The organism is Psychrobacter phenylpyruvicus DSM 7000 = NBRC 102152, from assembly GCF_000685805.1.
GTDB lineage: Bacteria > Pseudomonadota > Gammaproteobacteria > Pseudomonadales > Moraxellaceae > Psychrobacter > Psychrobacter phenylpyruvicus.
The window spans coordinates 1-19,420 of record NZ_JMKP01000003.1 but is presented as its reverse complement, the minus strand read 5'-3'; the positions used below and the strand labels follow the sequence as shown (position 1 = coordinate 19,420).

18 protein-coding genes, 1 other RNA gene and 1 pseudogene are annotated in these 19,420 nt (G+C 40.6%); 8 read left to right on the top strand and 12 right to left on the bottom strand.

The annotated features are described in order from the left end of the window. Positions 1 to 119: 119 nt before the first annotated feature. On the bottom strand, positions 120 to 326 hold the full coding sequence (locus G561_RS0101620; protein ID WP_028857994.1) for a DUF2905 domain-containing protein: 207 nt from the start codon (positions 324 to 326) through the stop codon (positions 120 to 122). Positions 327 to 576: 250 nt separating this feature from the next. Between G561_RS0101620 and purD the strand changes: the two genes are divergently transcribed. Further along, on the top strand, positions 577 to 1,857 hold the full coding sequence (gene purD / locus G561_RS0101615) for a phosphoribosylamine--glycine ligase (protein WP_028857993.1): 1,281 nt from the start codon (positions 577 to 579) through the stop codon (positions 1,855 to 1,857). A gap of 346 nt (positions 1,858 to 2,203) precedes the next feature. After that, a complete protein-coding gene (locus G561_RS0101610) occupies positions 2,204 to 3,640 on the top strand; it encodes an ABC1 kinase family protein (protein WP_051584304.1) in 1,437 nt (478 codons plus the stop codon). Positions 3,641 to 3,851: 211 nt separating this feature from the next. Here the strand turns inward: G561_RS0101610 and G561_RS0101600 are convergent, their stop codons facing one another. After that, positions 3,852 to 4,607 carry a class I SAM-dependent methyltransferase gene (locus tag G561_RS0101600; protein ID WP_037031477.1) on the bottom strand — a complete coding sequence of 252 codons (756 nt, stop codon included), beginning with the start codon at positions 4,605 to 4,607 and terminating at the stop codon, positions 3,852 to 3,854. A 244-nt stretch (positions 4,608 to 4,851) separates the two neighbouring features. Here G561_RS0101600 and G561_RS0101595 point away from each other — a divergent pair, with 244 nt between their 5' ends. Then, the gene (locus G561_RS0101595) at positions 4,852 to 5,061 is read left to right on the top strand and encodes a DNA gyrase inhibitor YacG (protein WP_028857990.1); all 210 of its coding nucleotides are present in this window, start codon (positions 4,852 to 4,854) and stop codon (positions 5,059 to 5,061) included. A gap of 104 nt (positions 5,062 to 5,165) precedes the next feature. Next, the gene (locus G561_RS0101590; protein ID WP_028857989.1) at positions 5,166 to 6,356 is read left to right on the top strand and encodes an aspartate aminotransferase family protein; all 1,191 of its coding nucleotides are present in this window, start codon (positions 5,166 to 5,168) and stop codon (positions 6,354 to 6,356) included. Between the two features lie 114 nt (positions 6,357 to 6,470). Here G561_RS0101590 and ruvA read toward each other — a convergent pair whose 3' ends face one another. From ruvA to G561_RS0101575, 3 genes are all read right to left on the bottom strand, one after another. After that, a complete protein-coding gene (gene ruvA, locus G561_RS0101585; RefSeq protein ID WP_028857988.1) occupies positions 6,471 to 7,103 on the bottom strand; it encodes a Holliday junction branch migration protein RuvA in 633 nt (210 codons plus the stop codon). 275 nt (positions 7,104 to 7,378) lie between these two features. Beyond that, a complete protein-coding gene (locus G561_RS0101580) occupies positions 7,379 to 7,747 on the bottom strand; it encodes a hypothetical protein (RefSeq protein WP_028857987.1) in 369 nt (122 codons plus the stop codon). 200 nt (positions 7,748 to 7,947) lie between these two features. After that, positions 7,948 to 9,156 (bottom strand): phosphoglycerate kinase, encoded by a 1,209-nt coding sequence (locus G561_RS0101575; protein ID WP_028857986.1) that lies wholly within the window; start codon positions 9,154 to 9,156, stop codon positions 7,948 to 7,950. Positions 9,157 to 9,437: 281 nt separating this feature from the next. Here G561_RS0101575 and G561_RS0101570 point away from each other — a divergent pair, with 281 nt between their 5' ends. Then, positions 9,438 to 9,767, top strand: coding sequence for a TraR/DksA family transcriptional regulator (locus tag G561_RS0101570; protein ID WP_028857985.1), 330 nt, complete (start codon positions 9,438 to 9,440; stop codon positions 9,765 to 9,767). A gap of 125 nt (positions 9,768 to 9,892) precedes the next feature. Here the strand turns inward: G561_RS0101570 and G561_RS0101565 are convergent, their stop codons facing one another. Continuing rightward, positions 9,893 to 10,921: a serine hydrolase gene (locus G561_RS0101565; RefSeq protein WP_051584303.1), complete on the bottom strand. Its 1,029-nt coding sequence runs from the start codon at positions 10,919 to 10,921 to the stop codon at positions 9,893 to 9,895. 493 nt (positions 10,922 to 11,414) lie between these two features. Here G561_RS0101565 and G561_RS0101560 point away from each other — a divergent pair, with 493 nt between their 5' ends. Next, entirely contained in the window at positions 11,415 to 12,050 is a 636-nt protein-coding gene (locus tag G561_RS0101560; RefSeq protein ID WP_028857983.1) for a response regulator, read from the top strand. A gap of 168 nt (positions 12,051 to 12,218) precedes the next feature. Here the strand turns inward: G561_RS0101560 and G561_RS0101555 are convergent, their stop codons facing one another. Further along, positions 12,219 to 13,787, bottom strand: a complete 1,569-nt coding sequence (locus tag G561_RS0101555; protein WP_028857982.1) for a S41 family peptidase — start codon at positions 13,785 to 13,787, stop codon at positions 12,219 to 12,221. 105 nt (positions 13,788 to 13,892) lie between these two features. After that, positions 13,893 to 15,485 carry a 2,3-bisphosphoglycerate-independent phosphoglycerate mutase gene (gpmI, locus tag G561_RS0101550; RefSeq protein WP_028857981.1) on the bottom strand — a complete coding sequence of 531 codons (1,593 nt, stop codon included), beginning with the start codon at positions 15,483 to 15,485 and terminating at the stop codon, positions 13,893 to 13,895. Between the two features lie 334 nt (positions 15,486 to 15,819). On the opposite strand from gpmI, the gene ssrS reads away from it, so the two are divergent. Continuing rightward, positions 15,820 to 16,011: non-coding RNA, 6S RNA (ssrS, locus tag G561_RS15105), on the top strand. Positions 16,012 to 16,179: 168 nt separating this feature from the next. Here ssrS and G561_RS0101545 read toward each other — a convergent pair. Next, the gene (locus G561_RS0101545; protein WP_028857980.1) at positions 16,180 to 16,815 is read right to left on the bottom strand and encodes an FxsA family protein; all 636 of its coding nucleotides are present in this window, start codon (positions 16,813 to 16,815) and stop codon (positions 16,180 to 16,182) included. Positions 16,816 to 17,001: 186 nt separating this feature from the next. On the opposite strand from G561_RS0101545, the gene ruvC reads away from it, so the two are divergent. Next, positions 17,002 to 17,586 (top strand): crossover junction endodeoxyribonuclease RuvC, encoded by a 585-nt coding sequence (gene ruvC / locus G561_RS0101540; protein WP_028857979.1) that lies wholly within the window; start codon positions 17,002 to 17,004, stop codon positions 17,584 to 17,586. 81 nt (positions 17,587 to 17,667) lie between these two features. Here ruvC and G561_RS0101535 read toward each other — a convergent pair whose 3' ends face one another. From G561_RS0101535 to G561_RS13735, 3 genes and pseudogenes are all read right to left on the bottom strand, one after another. Next, positions 17,668 to 18,537, bottom strand: coding sequence for an META domain-containing protein (locus G561_RS0101535; protein WP_028857978.1), 870 nt, complete (start codon positions 18,535 to 18,537; stop codon positions 17,668 to 17,670). A gap of 8 nt (positions 18,538 to 18,545) precedes the next feature. Beyond that, positions 18,546 to 19,073 (bottom strand): glutathione S-transferase family protein, encoded by a 528-nt coding sequence (locus G561_RS13740; protein WP_227674038.1) that lies wholly within the window; start codon positions 19,071 to 19,073, stop codon positions 18,546 to 18,548. Positions 19,074 to 19,122: 49 nt separating this feature from the next. Then, positions 19,123 to 19,420 (bottom strand): annotated as a pseudogene (locus G561_RS13735) (transposase); the annotation flags it as partial.

The window sequence follows — 19,420 nt, the reverse complement described above, 5'->3', positions numbered from 1 at the left end:
TTTATCCAAACAAAAGCCATGCTTAACTAGAATATCTAAATTCAATTCACACAATTAACCCCATTAATTAGCCTTATAAATTGTTAGCATTAAGGGGTCTCGAAAATCAGGTTAGCTGTTTAACGCCGGAATATATTCAGTAGGATACTAAGTACCACACTCACCACAATCATAGTTACGATTGGGAAATACACTCGAGTATTGCCTGATTCATAGCGAATATCACCCGGCAATTTACCTAGCCAAGAAAAAGCTCCTGGAAAAGCACTCCATATTAAGCCTAGCACCACCAAAATCACCCCAATCAATATTAAAACCTTAGCCATAAAACTTTTCCTTCATAAAAACTGTCAATAATTGATTAAATCTCACTATTTAAGCGGTTTATTACTAATAATAGCTTTGGCGGTTAACAAACCTGCCCCTAACGCCTAGATTTTGATAAAATGATTCTAATTATCCCATATACTGTGGGCCAGTTTATGTTGTGCCTTTTTATATCGCCAATATCAGCTGGCCTATTGTGTAATATTTCCCCATTAATAAACATACCTCATTAAGTTAACAAGGATATATATGAATATTTTAATTATTGGTTCTGGCGGTCGTGAACATGCACTGGCTTGGCAATGTGCAAAAGACGCCGATGTCACCACAGTCTATGTGGCCAATGGCAACGCTGGTACAGCCCTTGAACCAAAATGTGAAAATATTGACCTTGATACCACAGATCACCAAGCAGTTATTACTTTTTGTCAACAAAATAAAGTTGAGCTTATCATCGTAGGCCCAGAAGCTCCTTTAGTAGCTGGCTTAGTTGATGATTGCAAAAAGGCAAATATCGCCACTTGGGGCCCGACTCAATATTGTGCACAGCTTGAAGGTTCTAAGACTTTTGCCAAAGAGTTTATGCAAGCCAACAATATCCCAACTGCAAAATATGAGGCGTTTACTGACATTGAAGCTGCTAAAGCTTATATCAATGAAAATGGTGCTCCTATTGTAGTAAAAGCCGATGGCCTAGCGGCAGGTAAAGGGGTTATCGTAGCTGAAACCATTGAACAAGCTCATAGCGCTATTGAAGATATGCTTGGCGACAATAAATTTGGGGATGCCGGTAGTCGTGTAGTAATTGAACAGTTCTTGCAAGGTGAGGAAGCCAGTTTTATTTGTATGATTGATGGCGAAAATATCTTACCTATGGCCACTAGCCAAGACCACAAACGAGTGGGCGAAGGCGATACTGGACCAAATACTGGCGGCATGGGTGCTTACTCGCCAGCCCCAGTTGTGACTCAAGAGGTTCATCAAAAGGTTATCGATCAAGTTATTCAACCAGTGGTTGACGCCATGAAACAAGCAGGTCACCCTTATACCGGCTTCTTATATGCAGGGCTGATGATTGATGACAAAAACGACCCTTACGTTATTGAATTTAACTGCCGCTTCGGTGACCCTGAAACTCAGCCTATCTTAATGCGTCTAAAAAGCTCATTGGTAAAACTTGTGCAGCAAGGCATAGCTGGCGAATTACCAAAATCTGCTGAGTGGGATGAGCGTGCAGCATTAGGTATCGTACTTGCCTCAAAAGGCTATCCAGAAACTTCCTCTAAAGGCGATGTGATTACTGGTCTTCCAGAACTAGATAGTAGTGAAACCACTAAGGTATTCCATGCCGGCACTAAAGCCGATGGCGAACACGTTGTCACCAATGGGGGTCGTGTGCTTTGTGTCACTGCGTTAGGCGATACTATTGCAGAAGCACAGAGTGAAGCGCTAAAAGTTACCGCTTCTATTCAGTTTGAAGGAGCGCATTACCGCCGCGATATCGGTTATAGAGCCCTTAATCGTGACTGATAAAGCTTCTCCTAATTATTGGCTTTATTAGCTTTATTGTGAGATAAATCATGGGGCTGAACATTACCATTGTTTTGTTGGTATTCAGCCCCATTGATATATTACAACCTAGCTTGTTTTATTAGGTCGATTACTGATACTCTCAGTTCAGTGGATCACCACAATAACAATGCTACTCTAGAAAGTAAGCCAATAACTCAGAGTAGACCAACAACGTAGTATTAATTGGTACGGTTAAAATAATTATAAGTTATAGCACTCAGGATATTTGTGCCAACCCTAATTACTTATATTGCTGTTTAATGGTCAACGTAGCCACAGCTTTAGTTTTCTATATGGTTAAAACATGTCAAATTCACATTCTTCAACACCGCCACAAACAGACTTACCAAAAAGCCGTTTAACAAATGAGATGGGCGAGCTTAAGACCTCTCGTTTAGACCGTCGTCTTTCTATGGCTAAAACCTCTTTAAACCTAGGAAGACGTTGGGCAGGTAATAGCTTTAGCGGTCTTTTTTTAAGTAAAGAAGAAAGAGCCTCTCGCAACCAAGAGTTTATGAAGGAGCAAGCAGCTTATTTAGCAGATGAATTAGGTAAGCTAAAAGGCTCTGTGGTGAAGATTGGCCAAATGTTGGCCTTATATGGCGAGCATTTTCTACATCCTGAGATTACTGCAGCCTTACATCGCTTAAATGACAGCACAGCCAGTTTGTCTTGGCCAGTAGTAGAGTCTGCCCTACGCCAGCAGCTTGGCAACCGTTTAGACGAGCTAGAAGTCTCTGCTACTCCTATCGGTACAGCCTCTTTGGCACAAGTGCATCGAGCTACCATTAAAGCCACGGGCCAACAGGTGGTACTCAAGGTGCAGTATCCTGGAGTTGCTGATGCTATTGATTCAGACTTAAGCTTATTCAAGCACTTATTAAAAGTGACTAACGCAGTCCCTCAAACCAAAGCGTTAGATGAATGGTTTAATGAAATCAGTGACCTATTAAAAGTAGAAGTGGACTATGTTGCTGAAGCACAGACCACTATGCGCTTTTATGAGCGCCTAAAAGATGATGAGCGTTACGGGGTTCCGAAGGTTTATGAAGCCTACTCTACCCCAAGACTACTTTGCCTAAGCTTTGAGGAAGGGGTGGCAGTTACTAATGCTAACCTAAAAGCTTTACCCCAACGTCGTCGAGACGCTTTGGGCAAGGCGGCTATCGATATCATGCTCAATGAAATCTTTGTTTGGGGCGAGATGCAAACTGACCCAAATTTCGGAAACTATCTAATTCGCTCAGAGCCTGCAGATAAGCCAGATGGAAAAGACAAGCTTATCTTATTAGACTTCGGGGCCATGCGTCAGTTCGATGATCATTTATTAAAAATTGCCCGCAATCTTATGTTGGCAGGCTTTAATTATGACAAGCAGCAAATGATGGAGGCCATGCAGGGTTATGAATTCTTTGACAGTATGAGCTTGGAGGTAAAGGCCAATATGGCCGAAGTTTTCTTACTGGCAACAGAGCCTTTTAGAAATCCTAGTTTGCCACAAAATAAAGCCAGCGAGTTAATAGATGAGCATGGCTATTACCACTGGGCCAATAGCAACTTACATAAGCGACTAATGGAAAGCTCGGCCAATGCTATGCAGTCTCGTGAGTTTAGCTTACCCCCAAAAGAGTTTATGTTTATCAGCCGTAAATTCATTGGCGCTTATACCTTCTTAACCATATTAAATGCCAGAACCAATACCTATGACACCCTAAGTAAGTTTGTGCCTATTAACATGTAAACATAGTATGCAATCACCTCAAAACTAAGGGGTGATAGCATTGACTGAGCCAATAACTAAAGGCTTGCTTGGACTAAGTTCAAGCAAACCTTTTTTATGGAGGAAATCCTACAAAATCTGGCACTCTTAATTATTGGCTTCGATAAAAATCAAATGACTGTATTTAAAATGACTGCTATTTAAATTGACTAGCATTTAAATTGAAGGCTCTTTAAATTGACTGTAATGCCTCTGAATTCCAATCATCAAAACGAGTGACATAACCCTCAGGCTTTGTCATTTCAAGCTCCCAACAGGTTTCACCTCTTGCTAAATACTTTATTTCAAAGTGAGTGCGCTTACTGTCTATGGGGACTACTTTTCGCTGAGTAGCTAAGCACCAAGTATCTATTGCCTGCTGATAGGCATTATCTATGTACTCTTCGATATTACTGGCCAATATGACCCTACCCTCAGGTTTTAATCGTGATAATAAAAACTCAAAAAACGGCATATTTAACCATTGCTGGTTAGGATTTTTGGGTTCAGGGTTGGGGTATAGTAAATAAAACACATCCACACTTTGTGCCGGTAAGGCATGGACACAATAAGGGATAGCGTCTGCATGTACCGCTAAGATATTATCTAGATTGACCACTTCCTTACTAACAGACTGTACTAAGTTATTGAAAGCAGTGAATTTGTTTTGAGTTCTTTCAATAGCAATCAAATCGTGTTCGGGATTCTTTTTGGCATATAAGCAAGCATGCATACCTTTACCAGCGCCAATCTCTACTATTAGCGGTCGGCTGGCGTCATCTAAATTTCCCTTACTACCAGTCTCTTTACTGGCTTCAATAGCACGAGTCACGAATGCAGGTAGCGAAAAATCTCTTGGGGCAGTTAGCTTCTCAGGCTTAAAACAGCGACTTTTGTTATGACTTAGCGTCTCAGCAGACAATAAGGAGTTAGGTTGTGGTGTTGACATAATTGTTTTTGACACTTAATCAAGTTAGAAAATTATCGGTAATTGGGTATATGTTATCATTTCTAAAGCTCCATCAGGGGGAACTATAAGGGTTATTTTCATATTTACATTGGTAATGATATCAACCTCATATTACATGCTAAGATAAATTGTGAGGCAGTATAAGCCCTCTGATACTCATGTTATAATCTCAATTAGTCATTTAATGGCTCACAACTTATCTGGTAACTTAAAGACTTTAATTATGACCGACTCTACAGACCACTCCAAAAGCCCTTCCAGTCCAAAAACCTACCCTTGCCCGCGCTGCAAGAAGGCTACCGCATGGCATGGCAATCCTTATAAGCCTTTTTGTAGCGATCGATGCAAGCTTATTGACTTAGGCGCTTGGGCCAATGAAGAATATCGTGTTGCTGCCGAAGAGTCGCCTTTTTCAGATGATCTTAATCATTAATTATTGGCCAGCTTTTATTACGTTGTTTTAATACTGCACACATCTGATTTATTCAGCTACAATACTTGCTATCCACTTATCTGCTAAATGTTTAAGGACCCATTATGTCAGCATCGCACTCCTATATTATGCCTACCTATAGCCCTCAACCAATAAGCTTTACTCGAGGAGAAGGCAGCTGGCTTTATACCGCTGACGATACTGCTTACTTAGACGCATTAACCGGTATTGCAGTTTGTGGTCTCGGTCATTGCCATCCTAAGATTACCAAGGCCATTCAAGAGCAAGCCGCTACTTTAGTGCATACCAGTAACTTATTCCAAATTGAATGGCAACAAAAGGCCGCGGAAGCCTTGTGCCAAGCTGCTGGCATGGACAGTGTCTTCTTTGCCAACAGTGGCGCTGAAGCCAATGAGGCTGCACTTAAGATGGCCCGCCTATACGGCTATAAAAAAGGCTATAAAAAACCTAAAGTTATCGTTATGGAAAAGTCATTCCATGGCCGCACTCTGTTGACGGTAACCGCTACTGCAAATCCTAAGGCACGTGAAGGCTTCTTTACCTTAGACTCAGACTTTATTCGTGTGCCATTTGGGGATATTGAAGCTCTTAAAAAAGCGGCTCAAGACAATGATGAAATTACTGCTGTTCTATTGGAACCCATTCAAGGTGAAGGTGGCTTGAATACAGCCAAAGATGGCTTCGATTATTTAGAGCAAGTGCAAGCAGTGTGCGACCTACAAGACTGGTTATTTATGCTCGATGAGGTGCAAACGGGTAATGGCCGTACTGGTAAATACTTTGCTTATCAGCACAGTAACGCTAAGCCGGATGTTCTATCAACTGCTAAAGGCTTGGGTAACGGCTTCCCTATTGGTGCCTGTATGGTCCGTGGCCGTGCTCGTGATTTGTTCCAAGTAGGTAGCCACGGCTCTACTTACGGAGGCACGCCTTTAGGCAGCCGTGTAGTGCATACCGTTTATGATATTTTAACCAATACTGATGTTATGCAAAATGCCACTACCGAAGGCGACTACATTCAGCACTCTTTGAGTGAAGCCTTAAAAGATCTTGGGGTTACTACTCGAGGGCATGGCATGATGATAGGTGTTGTATTGCCAGAGTCGACTGATTGCAGCACTTTAGTTGACAGAGCACGTGAACAAGAGAAACTAATCATCAACGTTACTGGAGGTCATGTTATCCGCTTGCTACCTCCTTTAAATCTAAAGCGTGAAGAAAGCGATCAACTGATTGAAAGACTGATTCGACTGATCAAATCTACTCTAAGCTAACCAAATAAACCTTATATAATCCATAACAAGCAAAGGCCCTTCAGTTTATACTTGAAGGGCTTTTATGTTTTATTGCTTAGGCTAAATTAAATATTACAAACTAGAGGCTAACCCCTAAAAATTTGAAAGCTGTTGCAGAGTTAGTTTTAATAGCGACTGCGTGTCAACAATATTTTGACCCGCTTCTGTTTCTCTCGCAGCTTTAATGGCTTTTTGGGCCTCTTTATCGCGATAACCTAGGCTAATAAGTGCTGATTCCACTTCGGCAAGTATAACCCCTTCACTACCAGCAGCTGATTTGGGCGTGTTTTTTAAGTCATCAAACAGCTCGCCACTGTTTTCGATACTATCAAACTTACCTTTTAGTTCGATAAGTAGTCGCTGTGCCGTCTTTTTGCCAATGCCAGGAACTCGGGTCAATGCTACTTCATTATCACTCTCCACCGCCTGCTTTAACTCTGGCGCAGACATAGTGGACATCATAGCCAGTGCCATTTTCGCGCCTACCCCATTAATACGAATCAGCTGGCGAAAAACATCTCTTTCTTGATGCTTTATAAAGCCATAAAGTAATTGAGCATCTTCACGCACATGCAAATGAGTCCATACAGCCACGTTAGCATCGAGTTGTAGCTGACAAAAGTCTGGTAGAGGCAATTCTATCTCGTAACCTACTCCAGAGGCTGTCATAATGCAGGCCACAGGAGCTGACAAATGACATACCTTACCTTCAATTAGTCCTATCATAATGTTATTTTAATTCTCTAATAAAAAAACAAACTTCATTATAGCAAAGATACCCAACTATTTACTGAGCTTGTGCCTTGCTGTTGGTTTCCCTATATCTCTCTTACTTCGTTTCCTATTCAACTTTCTATTAAACTTCCTATTCAATTCCCCATTTAAATAACTATAAATTCATAGCCATTAAAAAAGCCCTGACACAGTCAGAGCTCTTATTACACTTAAATGCAGTATTTAAAAAATATAATATTTAACAATACGGCCTTTAAGCAGATAAATTAGTATTGCTGATCTTCATCAACCGCTTCCACAACTTCTGGATTAGCTTGTAGGTCTACATTATCTTTAGTATTGTTTGCTACATCTTTAGAGCCTTCAGCGACAGCAGTTGAGCCCTCTGATACCGCATTTGCTGTACTTTCAACAGCAGAATTTGCACCTTCAGCAATAGCTTCACCCGCATTGACAACAGCACCAGTAGCTACTGCGCCAGCCGTTTGGGCATTATCAACAGTATCTTCACCTGCACTTTCAGCTGCAGCTTCTACATTACCTGCATCGGCAGCTTGTTCAGTTTCTTTACTACAACCAGTGATAGCAACTGCACTAGCAACAAGGCCTGCGATTAAAAGATGACGGTATAACATGTGAACTCCTCACAATTTATAATATTAGATTTTCAGCATTCTAATAGCTAATAATTAAAAATACAAGTAGCTTTAAGTAACCTAGGTTTAAGTTTAACTAAACCAAATATAGCACTAAGTTAATGTTATATTAATGACATACAACCCAAACAAGCTTTGCAGTAATAAGCTTCCTTTACAGAAATAAGTATAGATTTTAATTACTTAGAGCTGTGCTTTTCTAGAGCTGCGACAGCAGGTAGTACTTTACCTTCTACAAACTCTAAGAAAGCGCCACCACCTGTAGACATATAGCTTACGCCGTCTTCTACTTTGAATTTATGAATAGCAGCTAAAGTATCTCCTCCACCTGCAATTGAAAAACCATTACTGTCTTTTACAGCTTCTGACAATAGTCGAGTTCCTTCTGCAAAGGCATCTACCTCAAACACGCCAACTGGGCCATTCCACAAAATAGTAGCCGCATTTTTCACAGCATCAAAGATATGCTCTGCCCCTTCAGCTGCTATATCTAGAATCATGTCATTTTCAGAAACTGAATCGATATTTTTTACAATTGGGGTTGCTGCTTGCAATGAGTTGATAAAGTCATCAAAGTTAATTTGATTTTTGTCAGCTACTACCACATTTTGTGGCAATAAAATCTCAGTTTGAGTCATGATTTGTTTTGCTGTCTCAATCATATCTGCTTCATATAATGAAGCCCCTACTGGATAACCTTTTGCCGCGATAAAGGTGTTGGCAATACCACCACCAACGATAATTTGATCACAAATTTTAGCTAAGCTGATCAGTACGTCTAGTTTGGTAGATACCTTTGAGCCACCTACAATGGCCACTAATGGTTTTTTTGGTGCGTGCAATGCTTTGTCTAAAGCATCTAGCTCTGCTGCTAGTAAAGGACCTGCACACACTACTTTGCCGGCTTTGGCTGCAGCTTGGATCACCCCTTCGGTAGAGGCTTGAGCTCTATGAGCGGTACCAAAAGCATCCATAACGAATACGTCGCATAGATCAGCATAGCGCTGTGATAAAGCTTCTGTGTTTTTCTTTTCACCAACGTTAAAGCGAACGTTTTCTAATAGCACTACTTCACCTGGCTGAATAGACACGCCTTGTTCAGCATAATCTTTATTTAAATTTACAGTTAGACCTAGATGCTTACTCAAGTAGTCTGCTACAGGTTGCATAGAGTATTTTTCTTCAAACTCTCCCTCTGTGGGGCGACCTAGGTGGGAGCAAACCAAGACAGCTGCTCCTTTTTCAAGGGCTAGCTTAATAGTGGGTAAACTTGACTGCAAACGTGCATCATTAGAAATTTTTCCATTTTGAATTGGCACGTTCAAATCTTCACGAATTAACACAGTTTTTCCGGTTAAATCTTGGTTTTCCATTCTAGCGAAATTCATGTATTTACCCTTACTTAATTATGATTAAAAGTCAAAATTGGCTTACATTTCAATTTTAGGTTTAAAGAAAAAATAGTGGGAGAATTCTATCATATTTCGTAATCTATTTTCGCCTCTGTTTCTACTCATTATTATTGAAATATATTAAAGATACCGCTGTATTATTTAGCGCAATCGAAGATTTATTATTGGATAAGTGCTAATATAGAAGGTATAAACAAAGCAATAATAAAGGGTTATAAATGACCCCTATAAAATGATATTTTTTTAAGGAGAATATGATGAGTAGAGATTTTTCTGCTGCCAAAGCCCGCCTACTTGAGTTACAACAAGAATATCAAAACCGTATCGATAAAATTGAAGATCATATTTATAACCCTCAAGATGATCTAAATGAACATTGGGATGACCAAGCCATTTCTATGCGTGATAATGAGATGCGAAAAACTTTATTAGTTGAAGCCAAACAAGGCCTTAACTATGTCAAAAATGCGCTGAGTCGTATCGAAAACGGTACCTATGGCGAATGTACAGTTTGTGGTGAAGATATCGAAGACAAAAGACTAGAAGCTGTGCCTTATGCAACTTTATGTATGCAGCATGCCTCTTAATCTATTGTCATTAATAAATTATCATCAATGAATAAAAAAAGATTGCTCTAAGAGCAATCTTTTTTTTGTGGGTACTATATTAATTTAATAGCAGTTAGTTGTTATCAATAACACAAGGTCAGCTATTAAATAGTACGGCGTAAAGCTAAGTTATGTAGGATGTTTTCTGCATCGTTCCAGCGCGTGTTAGAGCTATCAGCACCTAAAATGACAATAATCGCAGGACGGTTATTTACCTGAGTTTCCATTACTACACATTGACCGGCTTCGTTAATAAAGCCTGTTTTAGAAATACCAATTGGGTAAGTACCGCTACGAACTAGCTTACTGGTGTTGTTAGCAGGATATCTACGGTTACCAGCACTGTAGTTTGCAACAAAGAAGTCATAGTTTTTGGTAGTAGAGAAGCGGCGGATCACTTCATATTCACCAGCAGCTCGAACCATTTTGGTTAAGTCTATTGGAGAAGCTACATTACGCTTATCCAGACCGGTAGGATCACCAAAGAAAGCACTGTGCATACCTAAAGAGCGGGCTTTAGCGTTCATTGCACGCATGAAAGCATCATAGCCACCTGGGTAGTTTCTGGCTAGAGATTTTGCCGCTGGGTTCTCAGACTTCATTAGCGTCATTAACAGTAGCTCTGCACGGTTCATACGGTCACCGGATTTCAAACGAGAGCTAGCACGCTTAGGGCCTACGAAATCTTCAGGCTCAAGAATAATCTCTTCACGCATATCAAGGCCGGCATCTAGAACTACCATAGCAGTCATGATCTTGGTGATAGAAGCGATTGGACGAGCAACATCAGCATTCTTTTCATACAGAGGCTGTCCGGTTTCTACGTCTAAAACGATAACGCCTCTTGATGCCGCTGTAATAGGCAATCTATCAACAAAACTTGAAGAGCTTGAATAATTATTAGTATTAGTAGAAAAAGAACGAGTGGTATTAGTGGTCACCCCTGGATTAGAGTACATGATACTGCGGGCTTCTGATAAACCGCCGGCATTGCCCCACTGAACTTGAGAGCTGCCCGTTTTGCTTGGCTCAACAATTGTCAAGGCTGCATTAGAGACGGAACTTGCTGTACCCAGACCCAATGCGATGCAAACAAAGATAAAAGATTTGTTGAAAGATTTATTTATGCTCATATTTCATCCCACTTGAGTCGTAAAATAATGTAAAAAGAATAATTAACTATCAAATTAATTACAGGTATGATGCTATTGACCTAAACGATAAATCCATTAACAATGGAGTACACTGAAATAGATTTAAAAAACTACCAAATAAGCACTGCAGTTATGAGTTTTTTATATTAAGAGCCTTTTGTTAACTGCTTAAGAGCTATTGAAAGCCTTTTGTTAGCTGCTTTCTATTCGCTGCCTTAAATTCAATAATTAACTTATGGCAAAGTAAAATTTACAAAGATTAGTACTAATTTATAAACTAAAACACCATACTAATACTAAACTAAGTCAATATGTTAATTATCTTAACATCATTAATCTTAGTCGTTAAGTGTTAATTCCACTTAAAGAGATGGGATTAAGGTACGGTGTCAATTCAAAACATTTCTTTTACGCTACAGTAACATAAAATTACTAATACTATTGGTTTTGTAAGTTCTCTTGGGAAAATAATATGATTAAAGTTTTGGTGGTTGACGACCACGACTTAGTAAGAATGGGCATAAGTAGGATGCTAGCCGACGATCCTGAAATCGAGGTCATTGGTGAAGCAGATAGTGGTGAAGCTGCTATTAAAATGGTTAAAGCGCTTAGCCCAGATGTGGTTTTATTGGATGTAAACATGCCTAATATTGGTGGAGTTGAAGCGACAAAACGTTTACGCCAGTTTGATGAAAAAGTAAAGATTTTGGCGGTAAGTAGTGTCTCCTCACAGCCCTATCCTTCAATGCTATTAAAAGCAGGGGTCAATGGCTATATCACTAAAGGCACTCCGTTAGCAGAAATGATTAGAGCGATAAAAAAGGTATATCAAGGCAGTAAATACTTCAGTAGTGATGTGGCAGAACAGTTGGCAGATATGCTGTTGACAGACAATGAAGAGTCACCTTTTGATAGGCTGAGTGAAAGAGAAAAGCAGGTGGCTATGATGGTGGTCAACTGTCAAAGCCCGCAACAAATTGCTGACCAGCTTTTCGTTAGTGTAAAAACGGTGAATACTTATCGTTATCGCATCTTTGAAAAGGTTGGAGTCGACAGTGATGTGAAGTTAACCCACTTAGCCATGCGTCATGGTTTAATCACCCCCTAAGCCTGATATTCACTGCCTAGACCTGAGTGTTAAAAGTTAATAACCATACTTAGACTTAACTAATAAAAAAGAGAGCTTCCCTAGAAGCTCTCTTTTTTTTATCCAAAATATCTATTTCAATTAAATAATTAGCTGTTTAAATTAAATAGTTAGCTGTTTGTCTAAGCGCTAATAATCGTTAAGAATACTGCCGTCACTATCGAACTTTGTATCAAATTTAATGCCTAAGGGTCGATCTTGAGATAACAACAGCTTCACTGCAGTTTGCTGCCAGTCTGAGCCGTCATGAGCTAAGACCATATCAGGCTTGACCCCAACCCCATCTATAAGCTCACCCTTAGCACTACGGTATTCCGCAACAGTAAGCTTGATACCTCCACCCGACTCAAGGGGTACCACTTCTTGCACGGTGCCTTTTCCAAAGCTTTGCTCACCCACAATTTTTGCCCGTTTATTGCTTTTAAAGCTACTTGCCAGGACTTCCGCAGCAGAAGCAGAATAACGATTTTGTAGCACAATTACTGGCAAATCAGAAAGATAAGGTTTTCCTTTAGGCTTAAGTAGCTGAGCGCTATTGGTACGGCTTCTTACCTGAATCAAGTCACCTTCTTTGATAAACAAGCTGGCGATATCGATGGCAGATGACAGCACCCCTCCTGGATTATTACGCACATCAATAACGACACCAGTTACTGCTGTCCCTGTTTGCTTTAAAGCGTTAATCAATTGATTCTTAGAGCCGTTTTGAAAAACAGGTAGGCGGATTATAGCGATAGTGTCTTTAACAGTCACAGTTAACTCATTGTTGGCGGCCAGATTACGCTGCAAAGTTATATTGCGTCGTGACCCTCCTTGGGCATTGGTTATCGTGACCTCAACTTGGGAACCTGCAATACCAGAAAGTAGCTGCTGTACATCTTGCTCTGTCATATCTGAGGTGAGTTCCGCATTTTTAATACGTAATAACCTATCACCGCTCTTAATCCCTGCTTGCTGAGCAGAGGACTGACTTAAAACAGAGCTGACCTCCCAAGCCTGAGTGTCGGGGTTATATTTCACCACCAAACCCACTTGGGCAATTTCACCATCAGTGAAATTACGCAGATTATCATAACTCTCTGGGGTCAAGTATTCAGCATGCTTATCTAGTTTCTCTAACATACCGGTTATGGCATGTTGGAACAGCATCTCATCATTGACAGGTCTCACATAGTCGTGACGAATGACATCGATAACTTCTACAAAAGCTTGTAAAGTCTGTGGTGATATGGCATTTAATGGAACATGCTCCACCCCTAGCCTCTCACCTTCGATCTCATTATCAAGGTCATCTTGTTCCAAATCATCAATAAATACCGGCTGCGAATCTATATCCTCATAACTCACTACCTCATCATCAGGAGGGGCAATAGCATTCACATCGCCGCAGTCATCAACACAAGCGGCTTCAGATTTTTTGGCAGTAATTGCCAAATCATTTAGCTTTTTTGCCGCCTCTGACTGGGGTTGGGCATTTGAACCTGACTGTGAAATGACAGAATTAGTAGCTCCGTTATCGGCCTCAGAGGATTGTGGCTGCCCCATAGTAGAACAGCCACTGATAGTAACCGTTAAAGACAACAGCGCAAGACTAGCCATTTGACTAAACTTACGGCCATTAAGCCTGGATAACCTATGCATGTTAGGAGCGATAAACTCCTTATTTTTTGCTAAGTTTTGAGGAGAGTCAAATTGCATAGTATGCTCTACTATCATTGGTAGTGAAGAGATTTTAGCCCCTAGCTTGTGATTGACTAGGTTATTCTTGACTAGATGGCTCTTAACTAGGCTAATGTTGATTGGTTATTTTGCTTCTAACAAGTTGATCCCTGTCATCTCTTTAGGCACTTCAAGGCCCATTAGACCTAAGATAGTTGGGGCAACATCACTTAATTTACCACCTTCACGGACAGTTACCTTTTTATCACCTACATAAATCAAAGGCACATGCTCGGTAGTATGTTGAGTATGCACCTGACCACTTTCGTAATCTTGCATCTGTTCACAGTTACCATGGTCGGCTGTAATCAGTAAATGTCCACCGGCATTAATTACCGCTTTTGATACTTCACCTATCGCCACGTCCAAGGCTTCTACAGCTTTGACTGCTGCCTCAAAATTACCGGTATGACCCACCATATCACCATTGGCATAGTTCACTACCAAAACGTCATACTTGCCAGATTCAATAGCCTCTACTAAGTTTTTGGTCACTTCCGGAGCGCTCATTTCTGGTTTTAAGTCATAAGTTTCAACATCAGGTGACGGGATTAAAATGCGAGATTCACCTGTGAACTCATCTTCTTTACCGCCACTGAAGAAAAACGTAACGTGAGCAAATTTCTCAGTTTCCGCAATTCTTAATTGAGTTTTTCCATTGTTCTGTAAGTACTCACCCAGGGTATTATGTAGCGTCGTTGGCTTATAGGCCACTGAAGTTTTTGGACTAGCGGCCAACTCATCCGAGTAATGCGTCATCATTACAAACGCAGATAAATTAGGCTGCTTCTTACGAGCAAATCCTGAAAACTCATGATCTGGCAAGATGAAGGCTTGGGCCAGCTCACGCGCTCTATCTGCACGGAAGTTCATAAAGATAACCGCGTCATTGTCATTGATGGTCGTTGGTGTCTCACCATGTTCAATAACCGTAGTTGGACTTACAAATTCATCTGTTTCACGAGACTTATAAGCGGCTTGAACTGCGCCATCTGCTCGTGTCGCCATTCTTTCTGACTCACCCAAGGTTAATAGATTGTAAGCCTTCTCAACTCGATCCCAGCGATTATCACGGTCCATAGCATAGTAACGACCGATAATACTGGCAATCTGTACGTTACTTTCGTAGTACGCGTTTAAGTTGATCAAGAATTCTTTTAGACGCTTGATATATTTGTCAGCAGATTTTGGTGGCGTATCACGACCATCTAAGAAGCAGTGAACATACACCCCTTTGGCACCATGTACCACGGCGGCATGACACATGGCTTCAATATGGTCTTGGTGAGCGTGAACTCCACCATCTGATAACAGACCCATAATATGAAGGTTGCTATCAGAGTCTTTTGCCGCTTCGATGGCTGCTAGTAACTCAGGGTTTTTATAAAAATCACGATTTTTAATATCACGAGAGATACGAGTTGAGTCTTGAAACAATACTCGACCGGCCCCTAAGTTCATGTGCCCTACTTCTGAGTTACCAAACTGACCTTCAGGCAATCCAACATCTTCACCTGAGCCTGAGATTAAACCATGCGGATAAGTGCTGTTGATTTTATCTAGATTAGGCGTAGTGGCAGCTGCGACCGCATTGTCCTGCTCATCTTCACGGTGTCCAAAACCATCTAAAATCATTAGAACGTGTGGAATTTTTTTGTTCTTATCAGCTGCTACCATTGACTTTATCTCCATTTGTATTGCAATATTTTAAGAAAAGTTAGAATATTAACGATTATAAAATTAAATCAAATATACAAAACTATTAAAATTAATATCAAAATTGACTCTCTAATTCTAACACACTCGCCCGTTTAACTATAATGTAAGATTGTGAACGCCTATTATATAAGGGGTTAACCCCGATAATTCCAAGCTAACATTAACCATATTCTCTACATTAAAACTTAAGCTATATAGATAGATGGCAATGTAACTTAGCACTTTGTTCACATTATTAACAAACTTATATAGCTTTAGGTTTGCAAGTTCATAAAAAATTAGTTAATATTTAAATACTCTGAAGTGTTCGCCAGTGGATGTTATTCCCTGAGCCGATAATGCACTAAATGGATGTGCTATCTATTGTTTCATTGCGTATGCCTGCACTGCTTGCAGTGACTCAGGAAACCTTAAGAGACAGTGACACATCCGCCCTGAACTTCACGGTTCATGGGTCCCCATCCAACAGCGGCACTTCGGTTCTAAATTTAGTTATACCTTATAAATTGTTTTATTTATTTCTATTGGTTAGATATCATCTAATAGAACTTTAATTTATAAGTAATAAAAAACCCTTTTACACAAGTAGAAGGGTTTTTTTATTACTTTGAGAAACTAACTAATTATTCAGCTAGCCTCTATTTATAGCCCACTATTCATCATTAGCAGGCTTCTCTAATTTTTTTACATCTTTGATGACTGGCTTAGCTGAGCCCTCTACCGTAGTATTTTGCTTAAACCCATTTCCAAAAGGATTTGCGTTTTTAGAGCCTGACTGATTGTTGAATGGGTTTTGGCCACCAAAAGGATTTTGACCCCCAAATGGATTACCACCGGCACCCATACCGCCAAATGGATTTTGACCTCCCATTTGTCCACACATCTGTTTTGCCATCATCTCCATCATTTTTTGTTGGTTATTCATGACGTAGTTATTGGCCATATTTTTTAGTTTCTTCTGTACAGGTGGCAAGACTACCAACAGCGCTAAAACATCAGACAAAAGCCCAGGAATTAACAGTAATAAACCACCCACTGCCATAGCCACCGTTTTAATAATGGTATCTTCAGGTGGGCGCATAGCAGGATTCATCATACCCCCTGCTTTCATCTGCTGTGCCATAGGGTTTAAAGTAGTCATACCACGACGTATTAAGCTAAGCCCAATTACAGCAGCTATGATAAACCAGAAAAATACCCACCAGCCACTGATAAATTGTGCCACTAAATACCACAGTAGCATTTCAATAATAAACCATACGATGGCTAAGCCAACTAATTGACCCATAATGTGTCGTCCTATTTTGATTTGGAAAATAACAAAAATTTAATATGTATTAGATATATGGGGATGGCTTGCTATACTATCAAATCTGAAATGAATTTTGTTGAGGAATAATACTGAAATTTGATCTCTATTAAACAAGATTCAGCAGCACAAACTTTGATAACCCTTAGGATAATTTGATTTATTATGGCAATAATTATTGGTATTGATCCCGGCTCTAGAATGACAGGTTACGGTATTATTCATCAAAAAGGGGATACTTTACGTTATCTGGACGCCGGTACGATCAGAACCGACACCAAAGAGATGCCAGAACGTCTAAAGCGCATATTTAACGGGATAACTAGAATTACCCAATACCATCAAAAATACTCCGACGAACCTATCCACGCCGCCGTTGAGCAAGTATTTATGGCTGAAAACCCCGACTCTGCTCTTAAACTAGGTCAAGCCCGTGGTGCAGCCATTGCAGCTTTGGTTGCCTTAGATTTAGAAGTCTCTGAATATACTGCCAGACAAATCAAACAAGCGGTCTGTGGCTATGGGGCCGCCGATAAAAATCAGGTACAAGAGATGGTTTGCCGCATTTTAAAACTGGATGTCACCCCGCAACAAGATGCCGCCGATGGTCTTGCCTGCGCCATCTGTCATGCTCATTCTAGCCATTCTATGAATAAACTGCTCATGAATAGCACGCTACGTGGCCGCGGTGCTTCCAAGAAAAAAGGACGTTGGCGTTTAACTGAAGAGGACTTGGCTGGGCTAAAGTAGACTCAGCTTTACAAAAGATAGTCGCCTATAGTGCTATAGGCGATTTTTTATTGCTTTGAAAATCCAACCTAGCCACTAGCTTTAATTAACCACAGAACTCTCTACAATGCGGTCTAACACATACACAAACTGCTTGCCTTTGACATCTATAGGATCAATGGTGAAGCGCTTCAGACGCAGCACAGTGTCAACCTCGCTGTCATGATTATAACCCTCAATCTTCTCGACAAAGATATCCCAGTCACCGACCCCTTGCTTGATACCTTGCTCATCATAATAAACAGGTCTCACTTTTAAGCAAGCCTTTTGGTCAGGATTAGGACAGTCTTGTAGTTGATGGTTGACCTCCCAAAAGACAATATCCCCTTGCTGCTGATACTTAGCTTCTGGGGTTGCAGTCCCCTCCCAAACCAATACTTCACCTGTGGCCATATGTTGCGTTAAAACAGGATAAGTGGCCACTGATATAGCTGCTTGCTTAGAGCTTCTAATAGAGAGCTTACTATTACCGCGCATTAATTGAGCCATCAATCTCTCAGCTTGATCTAAGTCCTGACAATACATTTCAGTGCTGATAATATCGCCCATCTTGAGGGTCTGGCTCGATACCGTAAACTTGGAGCTCATGCTATTACAGCCTACTGTGAAGCTGGCATGCTGAGTGATTTGGTCCACATAAGTGCTTTGTTCTACAAAGAAATTAAGATGCACTTGGTCTTTGATAGTCTCTAAGATCGATAAGGGCTGACCTTGTTTATCCTTTGCAGCCAGCAGTCGCCAATGATAATTGGCCAAACTAGCAGCATTCAGCGTCAACTCGTTTTCAGCATTTGTCATTGTATTACTCTGGGCTACGCTAGACTGAGAAGTTGCAGGAGCGGTATTTTGGCAGCCCACTAACAGTAGACTACCCGTTACCATAGCAATAATTAGAGATTTTGCAGAAAGCATATTATTCCTTACTTCTTAAAGCCAAATCGCTCATTCATTGCGTTATAAAAGCGCGCTATACCCTCACCATGCGCAGTAGGATCAAATTTAAGAACGCGCCCAAAGTCAAGACCAATATAGAGAACAATATCGGCATAACTTAATTGATTACCTACTAAATAATCTTTATCTTTTAAAATATTATTGAAATAAGGCAGTGCTTTTTCGGCTCTAGCGATAGACTTAGAAGCAAATTCGGGAACTTGATCAACTCGATGTGCTTTTGAGGGATGACTGTGCTGAAAGGCGAGCATAAAGTTGTACAACACTTCAAACTCAGCAGCCCTTCTTATAGAGCACACTTGAGCACGTTGCACCACATCATTGCCCATAACAGAACGTTCCCCATAGACCCTATCTAAGTACTCACAGATAGCTTGAGAATCATTAAGCACGGTACCATCTTGAAGCACCAATACCGGCAATAGCTGCAAGGGGTTTATCTTGCGGAACTCTTCCGTTAAATGTTCGCCCTTTGCCATATCGATATCAATCACCTCGATATCATCAATGTCATCAATATCTATACCTTTAGCTCATAGGTATCTACACAAATTTACTAGCGGCATCAGCGAATTCACGCAGTTTGTCAGGGGGATAATGATTTACCAGTTCGGTAAAATTAAGCCACTGGAACAATCCTGCCATCACAGCAGGTGCGGTTATTGGTTTGCTGCGTTTCATTTGCCGACCTGAGAGGCGCACTAAAAACAAAGCAAACTCTTGTGACTGTTTATCAGATGCTTGCATAATACGCCACACGAGCGTACAAGCCTGAGAGGCAATCAACAACCGCTTAAAATAAGCGTCTCCACTTTGCTGTAACCAGGACTCTAGCTGAAGT

Coding starts and splice junctions, on each gene's coding strand:
- G561_RS0101620 (WP_028857994.1), bottom strand. CDS start 326: ATGGCTAAGGTTTTAATATTGATTGGGGTGATTTTGGTGGTGCTAGGC.
- purD (WP_028857993.1), top strand. CDS start 577: ATGAATATTTTAATTATTGGTTCTGGCGGTCGTGAACATGCACTGGCT.
- G561_RS0101610 (WP_051584304.1), top strand. CDS start 2,204: ATGTCAAATTCACATTCTTCAACACCGCCACAAACAGACTTACCAAAA.
- G561_RS0101600 (WP_037031477.1), bottom strand. CDS start 4,607: ATGTCAACACCACAACCTAACTCCTTATTGTCTGCTGAGACGCTAAGT.
- G561_RS0101595 (WP_028857990.1), top strand. CDS start 4,852: ATGACCGACTCTACAGACCACTCCAAAAGCCCTTCCAGTCCAAAAACC.
- G561_RS0101590 (WP_028857989.1), top strand. CDS start 5,166: ATGTCAGCATCGCACTCCTATATTATGCCTACCTATAGCCCTCAACCA.
- ruvA (WP_028857988.1), bottom strand. CDS start 7,103: ATGATAGGACTAATTGAAGGTAAGGTATGTCATTTGTCAGCTCCTGTG.
- G561_RS0101580 (WP_028857987.1), bottom strand. CDS start 7,747: ATGTTATACCGTCATCTTTTAATCGCAGGCCTTGTTGCTAGTGCAGTT.
- G561_RS0101575 (WP_028857986.1), bottom strand. CDS start 9,156: ATGAATTTCGCTAGAATGGAAAACCAAGATTTAACCGGAAAAACTGTG.
- G561_RS0101570 (WP_028857985.1), top strand. CDS start 9,438: ATGAGTAGAGATTTTTCTGCTGCCAAAGCCCGCCTACTTGAGTTACAA.
- G561_RS0101565 (WP_051584303.1), bottom strand. CDS start 10,921: ATGAGCATAAATAAATCTTTCAACAAATCTTTTATCTTTGTTTGCATC.
- G561_RS0101560 (WP_028857983.1), top strand. CDS start 11,415: ATGATTAAAGTTTTGGTGGTTGACGACCACGACTTAGTAAGAATGGGC.
- G561_RS0101555 (WP_028857982.1), bottom strand. CDS start 13,787: ATGCAATTTGACTCTCCTCAAAACTTAGCAAAAAATAAGGAGTTTATC.
- gpmI (WP_028857981.1), bottom strand. CDS start 15,485: ATGGTAGCAGCTGATAAGAACAAAAAAATTCCACACGTTCTAATGATT.
- G561_RS0101545 (WP_028857980.1), bottom strand. CDS start 16,815: ATGGGTCAATTAGTTGGCTTAGCCATCGTATGGTTTATTATTGAAATG.
- ruvC (WP_028857979.1), top strand. CDS start 17,002: ATGGCAATAATTATTGGTATTGATCCCGGCTCTAGAATGACAGGTTAC.
- G561_RS0101535 (WP_028857978.1), bottom strand. CDS start 18,537: ATGCTTTCTGCAAAATCTCTAATTATTGCTATGGTAACGGGTAGTCTA.